This window comes from Allobosea sp. TBD101, assembly GCF_059817965.1.
On sequence record NZ_CM187543.1, the window covers coordinates 1,947,719 to 1,964,656 of the forward strand.

The window sequence follows — 16,938 nt, forward strand, 5'->3', positions numbered from 1 at the left end:
GCGCTTCCGCTCAATCTGTGATGTGCGACGAGCGGCCTGTCAGGCCGCGCGCTCGAAATACGATTGCAAGGATCGTACTTCGAGATCGCCGCTGCAATAGGCCTTGATGCCCTCCGCCGCAGCGATCGCTCCGGCCAAGGTGGTATAATAGGGCACCTTGTGCAAGAGGGCCGTGCGCCGGAGTGCACGGGAGTCTGCCAGGGCCTGCGGGCCTTCGGTGGTGTTGAAGACGAGCTGGATCTCGCTGTTCTTCAGCGCGTCGACGACATGCGGGCGGCCTTCCAGAACCTTGTTGATCTTGGAGGCCGAGATGCCCTGCTCCTGCAGGTGGCGCAGCGTGCCGCCCGTCGCGAGGATACGGAAGCCGAGATCGGCGAGGATGCGGACCGCCGGGACGATGCGCGGCTTGTCCTCGTCGCGCACCGAGACGAAGACCGTGCCCTTGACCGGCACCTTGGAACCGGCACCGAGCTGGCTCTTGGCGAAGGCGGTGTCGAAGGAGCGGTCGAGGCCGATGACCTCGCCGGTCGAGCGCATTTCCGGCCCGAGCAGGACGTCGACGCCGGGGAAGCGCGCGAAGGGGAAGACCGCTTCCTTGACGCCGACATGGTCGAGCTTCGCAGGCTTCAGGCCGAAGCTGGCAAGCGGCTCGCCGGCCATGACGCGGGCGGCGATCTTGGCGATCGGCTGGCCGATGACCTTGGCGACGAAGGGCACCGTGCGCGAGGCGCGCGGATTGACCTCGAGCACATAGATCTCGCCGTCCTTGATGGCGTACTGGACGTTCATCAGGCCGCCGACATCGAGCGCGAGCGCCATCGCCTTGGTCTGGCGCTCCAGCTCGGCGATCGTCTCGGCCGAGAGCGAGCGCGGCGGCAGCGAGCAGGCCGAATCGCCGGAATGGATGCCGGCTTCCTCGATATGCTCCATGATGCCGGCGATGAAAGCGTCCTTGCCGTCGGCGAGGCAGTCGACATCGACCTCGATCGCGTCCGACAGGTAGCGGTCGAACAGCAGCGGGTTCTTGCCGAGCACCGTGTTGATCTGGCCGGTCTTATCGTTCGGGTACTTGGCCTTGACCTCGGAGGGGATCAGCGAGGGCAGGGTGCCGAGCAGGTAATCCTCGAACATGATCTCGTCGCGGATGATCGCCATGGCGCGGCCGCCGAGCACATAGGACGGGCGCACGACGAAGGGCAGGCCGAGCTCGCTGGCGATGATGCGGGCCTGCTCCACCGAATAGGCGATGCCGTTCTTCGGCTGCTTCAGGTGCAGCTTGTCGAGCAGGCGCTTGAAGCGGTCGCGGTCCTCGGCGAGGTCGATCATGTCGGGCGAGGTGCCGAGGATCGGGATGCCGGCCTCTTCCAGCGCGTTCGCCAGCTTCAGCGGGGTCTGGCCGCCGAACTGGACGATGACGCCCATCAGGGTGCCGTTCTGCTTCTCGGTCTCGAGGATTTCGAGCACGTCTTCCGCCGTCAGCGGCTCGAAATAGAGCCGGTCGGAGGTGTCGTAGTCGGTCGAGACCGTCTCCGGGTTGCAGTTGACCATGATGGTCTCGTAGCCGGCGTCGCGCAGCGCGTAGCAGGCGTGGCAGCAGCAATAGTCGAACTCGATGCCCTGGCCGATGCGGTTCGGCCCGCCGCCGAGGATCACGACCTTCTTGCGATCCGAGGGATTAGCCTCGTCCGCGGCCTTGCCGGCGAAGGGCATGGCGTAGCTCGAATACATGTAGGCGGTCGGAGAGGCGAACTCGGCCGCGCAGGTGTCGATGCGCTTGTAGACCGGGCGGACCTCCAGCGCGCGGCGCGCTGTCCTGACCTCGGCCTCGGTCTTGCCGGAGACGGCGGCGAGGCGCTTGTCGGAGAAGCCCATCGCCTTGATCTGGCGGAACGCGCCGGGCGTGGTCGGCAGGCCGATCTTGCGGATTTTCTCCTCGGTCTCGACCAGTTCGCGCATCTGGGCGAGGAACCAGGGATCGATCTTGCAGCTCTCGTGGATCTCCTCGTCGGTGAAGCCGGCGCGCATGGCCTGGGCGACATGGAGGATGCGGTCCGGCGTCGGCGTCGAGATCGCTGCCTTGATGGCGTTGCGGTCGTCGCCCTGGCCGAAGCCCTCGATCTCGATCTCGTCGAGGCCGTCGAGCCCGGTCTCAAGGGAGCGCAGCGCCTTCTGCAGGCTTTCCTGGAAGGTGCGGCCGATCGCCATGGCCTCGCCGACCGACTTCATCGCTGTGGTCAGGGTCGGCTCGGAGCCCGGGAACTTCTCGAAGGCGAAGCGCGGGATCTTGGTGACGACGTAGTCGATCGTCGGCTCGAAGGAGGCCGGGGTCGCGCCGCCGGTGATGTCGTTCTCGATCTCGTCGAGCGTGTAGCCGACGGCGAGCCGCGCCGCGACCTTGGCGATCGGGAAGCCGGTCGCCTTCGACGCCAGCGCCGAGGAGCGCGAGACGCGCGGGTTCATCTCGATGACGATCATGCGGCCGGTGGCCGGATCGATCGCGAACTGGACGTTCGAGCCGCCGGTCTCGACGCCGATCTCGCGCAGCACCGCCAGCGAGGCGTCGCGCATGATCTGGTATTCCTTGTCGGTCAGCGTCAGCGCAGGCGCGACGGTGATCGAATCGCCGGTATGGACGCCCATCGGATCGAAATTCTCGATCGAGCAGACGATGATGCAGTTGTCCGCCTTATCGCGGACGACCTCCATCTCGTACTCCTTCCAGCCGAGAACGCTTTCCTCGATGAGGACCTCGCTGGTGGGGGAGGCATCGATGCCGCGCTCGACGATGTCGATGAACTCGCCCTTGTTGTAGGCGATGCCGCCGCCGGTGCCGCCCATGGTGAAGGACGGGCGGATGATGGCGGGCAGGCCGATATCTTCAAGCGCGTCGAGCGCCTGGCCGAGCGTCTTGATGTGGTGCGAGCGGGGGGTGTCCAGGCCGATCTTGGTCATCGCCTCACGGAAGAGCTCGCGATCCTCGGCCTTGTCGATAGCCTCGGCGGTGGCGCCGATCATCTCGACGCCGAACTTCTCGAGCACGCTGATCTTGCTGCCATCGGGCTGGACGATCGACTTCTTGTTGAGCGAGAGCGCGCAGTTCAGCGCGGTCTGGCCACCCATCGTCGGCAGGAGGGCGTCGGGGCGCTCCTTCTCGATGATCTTGGCGACGATCTCGGGCGTGATCGGCTCGACATAGGTCGCGTCGGCCAGGTCCGGGTCGGTCATGATCGTCGCCGGGTTCGAGTTGACCAGGATGATGCGGTAGCCCTCGGCCTTCAGCGTCTTGCAGGCCTGGGTACCGGAATAGTCGAACTCGCAGGCCTGGCCGATGATGATGGGGCCGGCGCCGATGATCAGGATGGACTTGATGTCTGTGCGCTTGGGCATGATCTCGACCGGTCTTGGGCAGGCGCGCGCAAGGCCGGTCCGATCGGGCGAGCGGAGGCGTGGCGAGCGTCTGAATGAATGCTAGGCGCTCGCTATAGACGGCGAAGGCCGCGGGGGAAAGCTAAAAGGAGCGGCACGGCCAGATGTGCACGGCTTCGTTACGGCACTTGTCAGGCAGGAGGCTTTCATGAAATGTTATATTATAACATTTCATGTCGAGGTCTTTTCATGCGTCGCCTGCCCATCACTGTCCTGTCCGGCTTCCTCGGAGCCGGCAAGACGACCCTGCTCAACCACATCCTGAACAACCGCGAGGGCCGCAAGGTCGCGGTCATCGTCAACGACATGAGCGAGGTGAATATCGACGCCGATTTGGTGCGGGAGGGCGGCGGCAAGCTCTCGCGTACCGACGAGAAGCTGGTCGAGATGAGCAACGGCTGCATCTGCTGCACGTTGCGCGACGATCTGCTGGCCGAGGTGCGCCGCCTCGCCGAGGAGGGGCGGTTCGACTACCTGCTGATCGAGGGGACGGGGATCGCGGAGCCCTTGCCGATCGCCGCGACCTTCGAATTCCGCGACGAGGCCGGGCTTTCGCTGTCCGATGTCGCACGGCTCGACACGATGGTGACGGTGGTCGATGCCGTGAGCCTGCTCAGGGATTACGGCTCGCGCGATTTCCTGAGGGAACGCGGCGAGACGGCGGGGGAGGGCGACGAGCGCACGCTGGTCGACCTCCTGGTGGAGCAGATCGAGTTCGCCGATGTCGTCGTGCTCAACAAGATTTCGGACGCCTCGCCGGAACAGCGCGAGGCCGTCAGCAAGATCGTGCGTGCGCTCAATCCAGACGCAAGGCAGGTCGAGGCGGATTTCGGCAAGGTGCCGCTCGATGCCGTGCTCGATACCGGGCTGTTCGACCACGAGAAGGCGCAGGAACACCCGCTCTGGCACAAGGAGCTCTACGGCTTCAAAGATCATGTGCCGGAGACGGAGGAATACGGCATTTCCTCCTTCGTCTACCGGGCACGGCGTCCGTTCCATCCCGAAAAGTTCAGCGCTTTCCTGAGCCGGACATGGCCGGGGCTGATCCGCGCCAAGGGGCATTTCTGGCTGGCGACGCGGCCTGACTGGGTTGGCGAGATGTCGCTTGCCGGCAGCATCTGCCGCACGGAGGCGATGGGCTTCTGGTGGGCGGCCGTGCCGCGCTCGCGCTGGCCGGATCATCCCGAATGGCAGGCGATCCTGAACCGCAACTGGCATTCCGTCTGGGGCGACCGCCGGCAGGAGTTGGTCTTCATCGGGACCGAGCTGGACGAGGCGGCGATTCGCACCGCGCTCGACCTTTGCCTCGTCGGCGATGCCCTGCCGCTGCGCTTCAACCCCGAGCGCTACCGCGACCTGCCGGACCCGTTCCCGGCCTGGCGGCGGGCGGAAGCGGCCTGATCCGCCCGCACCGTCTCAGCTTCGAGCCGGCGCTGCCGTTTCCGGGAGGGACGGCACGCGCCTGGCGGCGCGCTTGCGATGGAGCGTGAATGCGAGCACGGCGAGCGCCGCAACCTCGCAGGCGGCGCCGACGAAGCCGAGAGGCCAGGTGCCGGCATGGCGCATCACCTGCTGGCCGAGCGCTGCGCCAGCCGCGATACCGAAATAGAGCGCGGAGGCGTTGAGCGAGAGCGCGACCACGGTCGCATCCGGCGCCATCGCGGCCAGTCGCGACATCTGCGAGGGATGGCCGGCCCAGCCCGCGGCGCTCCAGATGAAGAGCACGAAGGGGATTGGCCAGATCGCCAAAGCCGGCGGCAGGCTGACTGCGATCAGCGAGGCGGTAGCCAGCGCGGCGGCCAGGATCGACAGCACCACGCTCAGCGAACGCTCGGGGCCGAAGCGGTCGCTGGCGATGCCGCCGAGCTGGTTGCCGATGGCCGAGCCGAGGCCGGAGACGACGAGCGTCGCGGCGAGCCAGGGGCCGGTGATGCCGGCGTGATTGGTCAGGAAGGGCGCGATATAGGTGTAGAGAACGAAGGCACCGGTGGTCCACAGCATGGTCGTGGCGAGGGCCAGCAGCACGTCGCCGCGCGCCGCCACCTGCAGCCGCTCGCGCAGCGTATTGGTGCCGCGCGGCAGGCCGCGCGGAAGCTTGACCAAGAGGCCGACGAGCGAGAGCGCGCTGAACAGGGCCACGATCAGGAAGGCGAGATGCCAGCCGCCGAAGCCGACGACCGCCGTGCCGATGGGTATGCCGAGAATCAGCGAGACGGTCATGCCGCCGGTGACGAGCGCGATGGCCCGGCCGCGCCGCTCGGGCGCGGAGACCGCGACGGCGACGGCGTTGGCGGCGGGCATGAAGACGCCGGCCGAGAACGCCATCACGATCCGGGCGGCCATCACCACCCAGAAGTCGGTGGCGAAGGCGGCGCCGAGATTGGCGAGGCCGAAGACGGTGATCGCGCCGGCCAGCACCGTCTTGCGATCGGCGTCACCGAGCACGGTGGAGAGAATCGGCGAGCCGATCGCATAGGCCAGCGCAAAGATCGAGATCAGCAGGCCGGCAGTATCGACCGAGACGGCGAGGCCGGAGGCGAGATGGGGCAGGATGCCGGTGACGATCAGGCTGCCCGTGCCGATGGCGAAGGCGCCGCCGGCGAGCGAGAGAAGGCGCGTATCCATTGGAGTGACCCTTGGGGAGCGATCCTTGCGGATGATCGCTGTTTCGAAAGCTGGGTTCGAAATTCAATGATCGTTGAATTATACTCGCCTGGCGATTACCACAAGGGTAATTTCAATGAATGTTGAATATTGTCAGCGGCGACGGCATCGCCTATCTCGGAGGCCATGAAGCCGGTCTTTCACCCTGATATCGAGGATGTTGCGCCCGCCGACGTGTTCGCGGCGCTGGCCGATCCGATCCGGCTCGGCATCCTCGTCGCGCTGTCCGACGTCAACGAGGTCGACAAGGCGCGCTGTAGCCATTTCACCGCCTTCGCCTCGCCCTCGCTTTTGTCCTATCACTTCGCCAAGCTGCGCGAGGCCGGCATCACCCGCGTACGGGCGGAGGGCACGTCGCGCTATCTCAGCATCCGGCGCGAGGAGCTGAACCAGCGCTTTCCGGGGCTGATCGACAGCGTCATCGAGACGGCGCGGCGCGATCCGAACCTGCCGCGGCTGGGGTCGGAATGGCTCGCGGGCGCCGAGCAGGCTCAGGGTCAGACTTCGTCACGTTGACAGGCCCTCGCACGGGTCTAGCGTTCCTGTTTCCGCGATGGCGTCGAGCCGGATCGCGACACGGCACCGGCCACGCCCGAACCCGAGGAGCATGGCCATGCGTGCTGCCGACCCTCAAAAACTCGATGCCCTGGTTGGACGCCTCGTCGGTGATGTCGGTGCCTCCGTCACCGGCGCCCTGATCGTGCTGGGCGACCAGCTCGGCCTCTACAAGGCAATGGCGGACGGCGAACCCGTTACCTCCCAGCAACTGGCGGAGAAGACCGGGCTCAAGGAGCGCTATTTGCGCGAATGGCTCGCTGGCCAGGCTTCTGCCGGCTATGTCGAATACGACGAGGGCAGCGACAGCTTCAGCCTCTCGCCGGAGCAGGCCATGGCCTTCGCGGAAGAGGACAGCCCGGCCTTCTTCGCCGGCGCCTTCGAGATCATCCAGTCGATGTGGCTCGACGAGCCGAAGGTCGAGGAGGCCTTCCGCAACGGCTCGGGGCTTGGCTGGCACGAGCACAGCAAATGCCTGTTCCGGGGCACCGAGCGCTTCTTCCGGCCGGGCTACAACGCGCATCTGACGGCGGAGTGGATTCCGGCGCTGAGCGGCGTCCAGGCCAAGCTGATGGAGGGCGCGACCGTCGCCGATGTCGGCTGCGGTCACGGCTCCTCCACCATCCTGATGGCGCAGGCCTATCCGAAGTCGCGCTTCCACGGCTTCGACTATCACGGGCCGTCGATCGAGCGGGCCCGCGAGGCGGCGGAGAAGGCCGGCGTCGGCGACCGCATCGTCTTCGAGCGTGCCTCGGCCAAGGATTTCCCGGAGCGGAAATATGACCTCGTGACGATGTTCGACTGCCTGCACGACATGGGCGACCCGGTCGGTGCCGGAAAGCATGTGCGTGAATCGTTGGCCAAGGATGGCAGCTGGATGATCGTCGAGCCTTTCGCCCACGACCATCTCAAGGACAATCTGAACCCGGTCGGGCGGATCTTCTACGGGGCCTCGACCATGATCTGCACGCCGGCCTCGCTCTCGCAGGAGGTCGGGCTTGGGTTGGGCGCGCAGGCGGGCGAGATGCGGTTGCGCAAGGTCGCGATGGATGCCGGCTTCCAGCATTTCCGCCGGGCGACCGAGACGCCGTTCAACATGGTGTTCGAGGTTCGGGCCTGAGCTGGTCCGACCTTGGTTTGTTTTCACGGAACCGAGGCGCCATTCCGGGCAAGCCGCGAAGCGGCGCCGACCCAGGATCCATCGTAAAGCTCGGCGCTCTACGATGGATCCCGGGTCTCCTTTCGGTCGCCGGGGATGACGCGCGTTTCCACGCAAAATCACCACGCTCTCGCCGATCGCTTGCCGGGCGATCCGTGTTGTCCACCGGCGGCGCAGAAGCGGGTTGAGTTCGCGAGATGGTGATGTAATGTTATAGTATTGCATTATTGCCTTGGAGACCCCTGTGCCTTCCTTCCGTCTCGCCGCTGCCGGCCTTGCCGGCTGCCTGCTCGCTTCCGCGGCCTTTGCCCATGATCATGCCCCGCTGCGCGGACGCCTCGTCTTCGCCGATCATGAGAAGCCGGTCGTGCGCATCCTCGATCTCGACAGCGGCGAGGTCACGCACAGCTTCGATGTGCCGAAGGCCAACCCCGGTTTTGCCGGCGTTTCCGGCGGGCGCTATGTCGTGGTCAAGACCGGGGACGAGGCGGGTACGTTGCGCATCCTCGATACCGGGCTGATCGCGGAATCGCATGGCGACCATGTCGATCTCGACAAGGCGACGCCGAAGCTGCTTGATTTCGCGGTCAAAGGCGACCGGCCGGCGCATGTGCTTTCAGGCCACGGGCAGCTCGCTCTGTTCTTCGATGGCCGGCGGCCCTGGGAAGGCAAGAGCGAGCCGAAGGCGGTGCTGGTCGCGATCGACAGCCTCGCCAAGGGAAAGCCAACCGTCACGATCTGGCCGAGCCCAGCGCCGCAGCACGGCATCGCCGTGCCGCTCGGCAGCCGGCAATGGCTGATGTCGATCCCGAACCCGGCCTATGCCAAAGGCGACGACCGCAGCGCCTCGTCGCGCCCGAACGGCTTCGAGGTTCTCGCGGAGGGCAAGGACTGGAAGCGCGTCGCGCTGTTCGACGACGCCGCAAAGCCCGACGCCTCCTGCAAACTCTTCCATGGCACGGCTGAAGCACGGGGGCGCCATGTCTTCGGCTGCGCTGAGGGCGAAGGCGGCGGCTTGCTGGTTCTGTCGAAGGCTGGCAAGGGGGCTGCGGCGGCATGGAGCGGGCGCAAGCTCGGCTATCCCGACGAGCGCCGCGTCAGCGCGCTGAAGGCGCGCGACAGCGGGCGCCATCTCGTCGGCAATTACGGGCTGAGGGCGCCTTACGACGCGCTGCTGCGGATCGATCCGGAGGCTAAGGCGCTGAAGATCGAGGACGTGCTGGCCGTGCCGGGCGGGCAGGCCGCCTGCCAGTTCGAGCTCAGCGGCAATGGCAATCGGCTCGCCAATCTGACGCCGGACGGCAAGCTCAGGATCTATGAGATCGCGCCGACCTGGAAGGAGCTGGCGGCTTTCGAGGCGGTGCCGGCCTTCGATTGCGCCTATGGCGCGAAGACCCCGACGCCAAACCTCGCCGTGATCGGCGGCAATGCCTTCGTCAGCGACCCTACGAACGGGCGCATCCGCGAATACCATCTCGATACGCTGAAGCAGGGGCTCGACATGCCCGTCGGCGGCATGCCGGCCAATCTCGCGGGCAGCGACGCGGGCTGACGGGCTTCCGTGCGCGTGCGGCATCCTCTAGGAAGCGCGGATGCCGCTTCGTCGCTATCCGCGCCAATTCCGCCAGCTCGCCGCCTATGTCTTCGCCGGCGGGCTGACCGCGGTCGCGCATTACGGCGTGCTGATCGGGCTGGTCGAGCTCGGCCGCATCGACCCCGTGCCGGCGACGCTCGCCGGCTTCATCGTCGGCGCGCTGGTTTCCTATGCCCTGAACCGGTGGATGACCTTCGACGCGACCCGCAGCCATGCACAGGCCGGCTGGCGCTTCGCCCTGATCGCGGCCGGGGGCTTCGTGCTCACCGGCATCCTGATGCATCTCTTCGTGGCGCGGGCCGGCTTGCCCTATCTGCCGATGCAACTGGTCACCACGGGCGTGGTGATGGTGTTCTCGTTCCTCGGCCACAAATTCTTCAGCTTCGCGGACAGGGCGGCGTGACGGGTTGCGCGTCCGCCGCCCCATTCGATGTCACGATGTCGGGGCGACGGTCAGCGTGATCTGCCTGCGGCCGATACGACCTTCCTTGTCGGTGGCCTCGATCTCGATGATATGGCTGCCGCTCGGCACGACGACTGCGGGCGCGTCGATGCCGTTCGGCGTGATGTACTGCTTGATGCGCTGGGTGATGTCGACCGGAGGGTCGCGGCGATAGAAGACGCGCACGGTCGCCGGATCGATCGGCACGCTGTTCGCCGGCAGGAAGCGCACGTTGAGGCGGAAGGGCTTGCCGTCGACGCCCTTGTCCGGCGTCGGAAGCGTGTCGATGCCGGGGCCGCGCGTCAGGTTGCGCGTGCTGGCCGGGATTTTGGCCGCGGCTGGCAGGCCAGCTTCCTCACGGGTGATGAGGTGGACCGGGTCGGCGGCTTGCGCCGCCATCGGCAGGGCGGCGGTGGCGAGAACGGCAGCCAGCATGTGCCGAGCGAGCACAGACTTCATCATCGTCCTATTTCACTCCAAGGATTGCAGCGATGAGGCCGGCGATTGCCGAAATGGCGGTGCCGGCCATGAGGATGGTGGTTTCGATGGTCTTCAGCGTTTCCATCGGCACCTTGCCATGGACGGCCTGCAGCCCCTTCCGCAGTTCCGGCAGCGAGACGAGGCCGCGCGCGGCGAGCGCAGCCTGCGTCACGCGCAGCAACATCCCCGAGAACATCGAGGCGGCGATGCTCAGCGCGTAGAATGAAGTCTCGCGCCAGGCCACCGCCCCCTGCGGAAGGAGCGGTATGTTGTCGTGCCAGCCCAGCAACGCGTTCATGGTCGCGACGGAAAAAATTGCGAAGACGATAGCAACGCCGATGTCGAAGGCGATCAGGCGTGGGCGGATACCGAAATAGATCAGGCCCGTGAAGAACGGGATCGCGATCGAGGCGAGACGCAGGGTCCAGAGCGGCAGGTCGAGCCAGAGGATCACCGCGCAATAGGCGAGCAGCAGCAGCACGAGGCCGAAGGGCAGCACCCAGAAGCGCCGGCGTGCGAGCCCTACGGTGGCGGGCGCCGCTTCAGGCGGTGATTCCACCAGGTCGGCAAAGGTGGCAGGCGAAGGCTCGGGCACCCGTGCGCCAGCGGGACGGCCTTCTTCCGGCTGCTTCTCAAGAGCGGCGAGGCGCTCTTCCAGCGCATCGAGACGGCGCAGCAGCGGCAGAACGGGCGTGAGGTCCCGGCCGCAGCAGCGGCAGGACAGCACGCCCTTGTTGAGCGCAGCTTCGCAATAGGGACAGACGAACTGGTCCAGCACGGTAATCTCGCGGGGCAAGCCGCGGTCAAAGCCATATCTGAAGCGTCAAATCAAGGCGTATGACGAACTTCCGTTAGGGAATTGCGGTGCTGAAGCGCCGGATCTTCGATCTGTATTCTACTTTCGTCTATGTCGCGGCCTTGATGGCCTTGAACGTCATGCGGTGCGGGTTATGGCCGAAATTCGCCGGCCGCCGCACATCGGCGAAGCCGGCTTCGCGGATCAGCTCGATGATCGCCTCCGCCGTATAGGTCGAGAGGCCGTATTGCGCCCTGAGCTTGCGGTAGTCCGAGAAGGCGGTGCGGACGAGGCCACCGAGCGCCGCCAGGAAGAAGCCGCCGCGCCAGGCGAAGGCGAGCAATTGCGAGGCGTCGGTCAGCGGGCTGACATCGGGCGGGATGACGTCGGCGAGGATCAGCGCGCCGCCGGGCTTCAGCCGGTCGCGCCAGGTCTCCAGCAGCGCCTTCAGTTCGTCGCGCGAGAGGTACTGGAGCAAGGAATTGGCGACGACGAGGTCGAGCGAGGCCGGCGGCAGGGCCTCGACCTCCTCCGGCGAGACCACGACGATAGTGTCCTTCCGGCCGAACTGCGCGCGCAGCTTGTCGCGGACATTCGGCGCCGCCTCGCAGAGATAGAGCCTGCCGCAGGAAGCGGCGACGCGGGCGGCATCGAGAGCCTCGCCGCAGCCATGGTCAAGGACGGTGGCCTCGGCTGAGGGGATGTGGCCGATCAGGTCGGTCGCGATGGCGCGATAATGCAGGGCCTTGTGGCGCGGCGAGACGTAGATCGAATGCTCGCCGTTCCAGAAATCGCGCCAGGACATGTGTTCGGTCGACCCTCGGGGCGCGGCCGGATGCGGCCGCCTGATCCCGATGACTACGCACAAGCCGGGAAGCTCCGCAACCTTCGGGGGTTTCGAGGCTGCTAGGTTTCCGCTTTAGTTGGCGAATCGAGACGAGGAGCGCCCATGCTGCTGCTGCCGCGATTGCTCAGGCGGTTCATCCGCCACGGCCGCCTGACGGTCATCACGCCGGACGGCAAGCGGCATGTCTTCGGCTCCGGGCCGGTAGAGCTGCTCTTCGCGGGCGTCACCAAGACCGCGCCCGCCGTCACCGTGCGCTTCCATGACAACCGCGTCGAGCGCGAGCTCTTCCTCAATCCCGAGCTCGCCTTGGCCGAAGGCTACATGGACGGGCGGATCGATTTCGAGGAAGGCACGATCCACGACCTGCTGACGCTGTTCTGGATGCAGCGCCGGGAAATGCGCAAGGACCCGTTGCAGCAGGCGATCCGCAAGGTGCGCTTCAAGATCCGGCGCTGGCGGATGCATAATCCCCTCGGCGTCGCCGGCAAGAAGGTCAAGCATCACTACGACATCCCGACCGAGTTCTACCGACTCTGGCTCGATGAGACGATGACCTATTCCTGCGCGTACTGGCACAGTCCTGAGGTCGGGCTGGAAGCCGCGCAGAAGGCGAAGCTCCGGCATCTCGCGGCCAAGCTGAAGATCGAGCCCGGCATGAGCGTCCTCGATATCGGCTCGGGCTGGGGTGAATTGGCGATCTACCTCGCCAAGGCCTGCGGCGCGAAGGTGACCGGGCTCAACGTCTCGCCGGATCAGATGGCGGCGGCTTCGAGGCGGGCCGAGGCGGCCGGCGTCGGCGATGCCGTTACCTTCATCAACAAGGATTACCGCGAGCTCGGCGGCACGTTCGACCGCGTCGTCTCGGTCGGCATGATGGAGCATGTCGGCGTCGCGCATTACGGCGAATATTTCGAGAAGATTCGCGACCTGCTGACGCCCGACGGGATCGCGCTGGTCCATTGCATCGGCCGCGTCGGTCCGCCCGGCTTCACCGGCCCCTTCTTCGACAAGTACATCTTCCCGGGTGGTTATGCGCCGGCGCTGTCGGAGGTGTTCGCGGCGCAGGAGCAGACGGGCCTGTGGGCGTCGGACTGCGAGTTCTGGCGCCGGCACTATCACTGGACGCTGGAGGCCTGGCGCGAGCGCTTCATGGCGAAGCGCGCTGAGGTCGTCGCCATGATGGGCGAGCGCTTCGCGCGGATGTGGGAATTCTATCTCTGCGCCTGCTCGATCTCCTTCGATATCGGCGGCGATATGGTGTTCCAGCTGCTGCTCGGCCAGCACAAGAGCGCCGTCCCGGTCATCCGCGACTATATCGCGGATGACGAGAAGGCATTGGAGGCGAGAGGCTTCTGATCAGCGCTTCAGGTTGACGACCACTACCCCGGCGAGCGCCATGGCGCCGCCGATCAGGCCGAAGACCGTGGGGATTTCGCCGAGCCAGAGGAAGCCGATGAGCATCGCCATTGGCGGCACGGCGTATTGGAAGTTCGAGGCGCGGGCGGCCGGCAGGCGCGAGAGCGTGATCGCCCAGGTGCCGTAGGCGATCAGGCTCGGCACCACCGCGAGATAGACCACCGACCAGAAGGAGACGGCGGGGGCGACCTGTGCCTGCTCGATCGCGGACGGCAGGAAGGGCAGCAGCACGAAACCGCCGATCGACATGTTCCAGGCCGCGACATGGAGCGGCTTGTAGCGGGCGAAGAGCGGCTTCTGCAGCACGGTGGTGATGGCGTTGCAGAAGGCGGCGCCGAGGATCAGCAGCACGCTGATGCCGATCTCGACATCGAGGCCCTTGCCGAGCGCGATCACGCCGATGCCGGCGAAGGACAAAGCTGTACCGAGCCAGGCGGTGAGGCTGAAGCGCTCGCCCAGGATCATCATGGCGAGCACGGCGGTCATGATCGGATTGGTGTTGATGATGAAGGCGGCGGGACCCGCCGGCACGACGCGCTGGCCGAAATTCAAGAGCAGGGCATAGCCGGCGATGAAGATCACGCCGCCGACGAGGAAACGCCAGATATCGCCGAGCTCGGGCAGCTTCGCCCGTGTCGCGATGAGGAAGAGCGCGGCCGGGGCGCCGGCGAGCGCAAACCGCAGTGCGGCCATTTCCGCGGGACCGAAGCCGGCGAGGCCGGCGCGGATCGCCGGGAAGGAGGAGGCCCAGGCCATGACCGTGAAGGTCACGGTGAAGACCAGCGTCGGATCGAGGCGCTGGGCGCCGGAGGCGGCGAGCGCGGGAGAGGTGCAGCTTGAGGAGGACATTGCGTCGATCCATCGATGGGAAGAAGTTGTTCCCGATAAGCGCCTCGACGAGCTGATTGACAAACGAACAATTCGCGCATGAGCTGTGAGAATGGATCACAGCTCGAACTTGCCGCCGCTCGATACCTTGCGCGCCTTCGAGGCGGCCGCCCGCACCGGCAGCTTCTCTTCGGCTGCCGGTGCGCTGAACCTGACCCATGGCGCGGTCAGCCGGCAGGTCGCCAAGCTCGAGCATTGGTTGGGCCTGCGCGTCTTCCTGCGGCAGGCGCGCGGTGTCTCGCTGACGCCGGAAGGCCAGCGTCTGCTCCAGCGCACGCAGGAGGCTTTTGCGCTGATCGCCGATAATTCCGAGCGCTGGCGTGAGGCGCGCGGGGCTTCGGTGGTCAGGGTTAGCGCGCCGCCGTCGGTCTGTGCGCTCTGGCTGATGCCGCGACTGGCGGTGCTGGAGGCCGGGACACCGCCGCTGCGGATCGTGCTGCAGGTCGAGCATCGCAAGGTGGATTTCGAGGAGGAAGGCGTCGATCTCGGGATACGTTGCGGTCGTGGCGGCGCGCCGGACCGGCTCTCGCTCAAGCTGTTCGAGGAATGGTGTTTTCCGATCGCCTCGCCGCAGCTTGCCAAGGCGATCGGGGAGGGAGCGCCGGAGCGCCTGCTGGCGCAGCCTCTGATCCACGACTCGGATGCCGCCGGCTGGAAGGCGTGGTTTGCGGCGCAGGGGCTCGACTATCGCCCGCGCCCGCAGGATCGGCGCTTCGAGGACTATAATCTTGTGCTGGATGCCGCCGCGCATGGGCTCGGTATCGCCCTGGCGCGTCCGCCTCTGGCGCGCGAGCAGCTGGCAGCGGGACGGATCGTCAGGGTCGACGCGCGCGAGGCGCTGAACCCGGTTTCTTATTGGCTCGATCGGCCGCTGGGCGCGCTGCGGCCTTCGGCGGCGGCTTTGGCCGAGCGGATTGCGCTTGAAGCGGGGGCGGATCGCGGAGAGATCGCAGCTTTTCTCAGCCGGGAAGCCAGGGCGGCTTGATCCGCCGCGCGTCATGCTCGCCCTTGTGGCGAGCATCCACGTCTTGAACACAGGATTGCATCGGTGAAGACGTGGATGGCGGGACAAGCCCGACCATGACGACTGAGGCTGTTTTTACCGCAAGCTATGCCGCGGCGCCGCGAATTCGCCGCGCTGGCTGGCGCGGGCCATCTCGAAGCTGTCGGCGATGCGGCGCGCCCGGACGATGAAGGCTTGCGCGATATCCGGCGGGCAGACTTCGTGCGCGGTGATCTCGAACAGGTCGAGCCAGCGGTCGAAATGCTCAGCCGTCAGCGGCAGGATCAGGTGCGGGCGCATCGGGCGACCATCGTAACGGCCGGTGCGCAGCATCACGCCGCTCCAGAAATCGGTGATCTTGCCAATATGATGGTCCCAGTCCTCGACGGCAGCCTCGAAGACCGGGCCGATCAGCTTGTCCTCCCGGGCTCGCGCATAGAACGTGCGGACGAGCTCCGCGATCATCGGCTCGCGCAGGTCGGGATGGGCGGCGCCCGGGTAGATCAGAGGATTGTCGGTCATCGTCGCGCGATCAGGGAGTGTCTGTATCCGATATGGCGAATGCGGGGCCGGATTGGTAGGTCCGCCAGCGTCGCAGGCCTCATGCCAGCACTCATGCCTGTCATCCCGGACGTAGCGAAGCGGAGATCCGGGATCCATGCCTGAGCTTGGCAGATAGAAGTTCCGGCATGGATCCCGGCTCTCCCTGCGGTCGCCCGGGATGACCGTCGTTTTTGTCAAACGGTGAGGAGCTGGCTATCGGCGGGCGCCTCAGCGGTTTCCGTGAACCGGCCATCGCCATGTTCCAGAAACAGCCGCATCTCCTCGGCGAGCGCGAAGAAGCGATCGCGCACCGCCTTGGCATGCGGATTGGCGCGCTCGATCGCCATGAAGACGTTGGGCGCGTCGTAGCGGACCATCTCGGTCGCCTGCATCAGGAGGTCGAAGCTCGCCGTGGTCATGGTGCGAGGCAGGGGTTCCATGCGGACCAGGATCTTGGCGATGAGATGGGTCAGGCCCTGCACCATCGCAACCTCGCGGTCATGGGCGTCGGCCGTGGTGACGATCACCTTCAGCTTGAGGATATGACGCAGGAAGGCGGCGATGCGCGGCGTGCTGGAGCCTCGGATCGGACAGAGCGCGATCTTGAGGCCGGTAAGCCCGTTGCGGGCGCTCTGCGGGCCGAAAAGCGGATGCGTGCCGATGATTTCGACATCGTCTGGCAGCGCCGTCTGCATGGCGCGGGCCGGGCTGATCTTGACCGAGCCGACATCGAGCACGATGGCGCCGGCCTTGAGATGCGGCCGCAAGGCCGCGATCGCATCGGGGATAGCCGGGACGGGCACGGCGAGGATGACGAGGTCGCAAGCGGCGACTTCGGTGGCGGTCGCCGGCCGCAAGCCCTTGCCGCTCGCATCGGTGGCGGGCGCGTTGCCGGGATCGCAGACGCATAGCGCGAAATGCGGCTGGAGATGGCGGGCCATCAATCGCCCGAAGGCGCCGAAGCCCATGATGCCGATGGTGGAGATGGTTCTGATCGTGGAGGACATCGTTTTCGCTCGTTGGGAGCCGCGATGTCGGATGAGAGCCTGAATTCAACCGCCAGCGCGGCGGTTGAACATGGGAATGCCACCGCCTCTATGAGGACGGGGCGTAATAGCTGCGCTG

General features: G+C 66.3%; 15 protein-coding genes. 7 read left to right on the plus strand and 8 right to left on the minus strand.

Features of this window, described 5'->3' with window-relative positions; translation table 11 throughout:
• Positions 1-39: 39 nt before the first annotated feature.
• Positions 40-3,387: a carbamoyl-phosphate synthase large subunit gene (gene carB, locus AC6RIC_RS09335; RefSeq protein ID WP_499735962.1), complete on the minus strand. Its 3,348-nt coding sequence runs from the start codon at positions 3,385-3,387 to the stop codon at positions 40-42.
• 228 nt (positions 3,388-3,615) lie between these two features.
• On the opposite strand from carB, the gene zigA reads away from it, so the two are divergent.
• Positions 3,616-4,827 carry a zinc metallochaperone GTPase ZigA gene (gene zigA / locus AC6RIC_RS09340; RefSeq protein WP_499735963.1) on the plus strand — a complete coding sequence of 404 codons (1,212 nt, stop codon included), beginning with the start codon at positions 3,616-3,618 and terminating at the stop codon, positions 4,825-4,827.
• 15 nt (positions 4,828-4,842) lie between these two features.
• Here zigA and AC6RIC_RS09345 read toward each other — a convergent pair whose 3' ends face one another.
• Positions 4,843-6,051: an MFS transporter gene (locus AC6RIC_RS09345; RefSeq protein ID WP_499735964.1), complete on the minus strand. Its 1,209-nt coding sequence runs from the start codon at positions 6,049-6,051 to the stop codon at positions 4,843-4,845.
• A 165-nt stretch (positions 6,052-6,216) separates the two neighbouring features.
• Between AC6RIC_RS09345 and AC6RIC_RS09350 the strand changes: the two genes are divergently transcribed.
• The 4 genes from AC6RIC_RS09350 to AC6RIC_RS09365 all read left to right on the plus strand — a co-directional run bounded on the left by AC6RIC_RS09350 (position 6,217) and on the right by AC6RIC_RS09365 (position 9,801).
• On the plus strand, positions 6,217-6,606 hold the full coding sequence (locus tag AC6RIC_RS09350) for an ArsR/SmtB family transcription factor (RefSeq protein ID WP_454656043.1): 390 nt from the start codon (positions 6,217-6,219) through the stop codon (positions 6,604-6,606).
• Between the two features lie 97 nt (positions 6,607-6,703).
• On the plus strand, positions 6,704-7,765 hold the full coding sequence (locus tag AC6RIC_RS09355) for a class I SAM-dependent methyltransferase (RefSeq protein WP_499735965.1): 1,062 nt from the start codon (positions 6,704-6,706) through the stop codon (positions 7,763-7,765).
• Between the two features lie 283 nt (positions 7,766-8,048).
• Positions 8,049-9,356, plus strand: a complete 1,308-nt coding sequence (locus AC6RIC_RS09360; RefSeq protein ID WP_499735966.1) for a hypothetical protein — start codon at positions 8,049-8,051, stop codon at positions 9,354-9,356.
• Between the two features lie 40 nt (positions 9,357-9,396).
• The gene (locus AC6RIC_RS09365; protein WP_257731426.1) at positions 9,397-9,801 is read left to right on the plus strand and encodes a GtrA family protein; all 405 of its coding nucleotides are present in this window, start codon (positions 9,397-9,399) and stop codon (positions 9,799-9,801) included.
• 30 nt (positions 9,802-9,831) lie between these two features.
• Here the strand turns inward: AC6RIC_RS09365 and AC6RIC_RS09370 are convergent, their stop codons facing one another.
• The 3 genes from AC6RIC_RS09370 to AC6RIC_RS09380 form a co-directional block, all read right to left on the minus strand.
• Entirely contained in the window at positions 9,832-10,302 is a 471-nt protein-coding gene (locus AC6RIC_RS09370) for a hypothetical protein (RefSeq protein ID WP_454656046.1), read from the minus strand.
• A 4-nt stretch (positions 10,303-10,306) separates the two neighbouring features.
• On the minus strand, positions 10,307-11,098 hold the full coding sequence (locus AC6RIC_RS09375) for a hypothetical protein (protein WP_499735967.1): 792 nt from the start codon (positions 11,096-11,098) through the stop codon (positions 10,307-10,309).
• A 127-nt stretch (positions 11,099-11,225) separates the two neighbouring features.
• Positions 11,226-11,921, minus strand: a complete 696-nt coding sequence (locus AC6RIC_RS09380) for a class I SAM-dependent methyltransferase (RefSeq protein ID WP_499735968.1) — start codon at positions 11,919-11,921, stop codon at positions 11,226-11,228.
• A 144-nt stretch (positions 11,922-12,065) separates the two neighbouring features.
• Between AC6RIC_RS09380 and AC6RIC_RS09385 the strand changes: the two genes are divergently transcribed.
• Positions 12,066-13,319, plus strand: coding sequence for a class I SAM-dependent methyltransferase (locus AC6RIC_RS09385; RefSeq protein WP_499735969.1), 1,254 nt, complete (start codon positions 12,066-12,068; stop codon positions 13,317-13,319).
• On the opposite strand, the gene AC6RIC_RS09390 is transcribed toward AC6RIC_RS09385, so the two are convergent.
• A complete protein-coding gene (locus AC6RIC_RS09390) occupies positions 13,320-14,228 on the minus strand; it encodes a DMT family transporter (RefSeq protein ID WP_499735970.1) in 909 nt (302 codons plus the stop codon).
• 91 nt (positions 14,229-14,319) lie between these two features.
• Here AC6RIC_RS09390 and AC6RIC_RS09395 point away from each other — a divergent pair, with 91 nt between their 5' ends.
• Positions 14,320-15,252, plus strand: a complete 933-nt coding sequence (locus AC6RIC_RS09395; protein ID WP_499735971.1) for a LysR substrate-binding domain-containing protein — start codon at positions 14,320-14,322, stop codon at positions 15,250-15,252.
• A gap of 114 nt (positions 15,253-15,366) precedes the next feature.
• On the opposite strand, the gene AC6RIC_RS09400 is transcribed toward AC6RIC_RS09395, so the two are convergent.
• Together AC6RIC_RS09400 and AC6RIC_RS09405 are read right to left on the minus strand one after the other, a co-directional pair.
• A complete protein-coding gene (locus AC6RIC_RS09400) occupies positions 15,367-15,792 on the minus strand; it encodes a group III truncated hemoglobin (protein ID WP_454656052.1) in 426 nt (141 codons plus the stop codon).
• A 215-nt stretch (positions 15,793-16,007) separates the two neighbouring features.
• Positions 16,008-16,820 carry a prephenate dehydrogenase/arogenate dehydrogenase family protein gene (locus AC6RIC_RS09405; RefSeq protein WP_499735972.1) on the minus strand — a complete coding sequence of 271 codons (813 nt, stop codon included), beginning with the start codon at positions 16,818-16,820 and terminating at the stop codon, positions 16,008-16,010.
• Between the last annotated feature and the right edge of the window lie 118 nt (positions 16,821-16,938).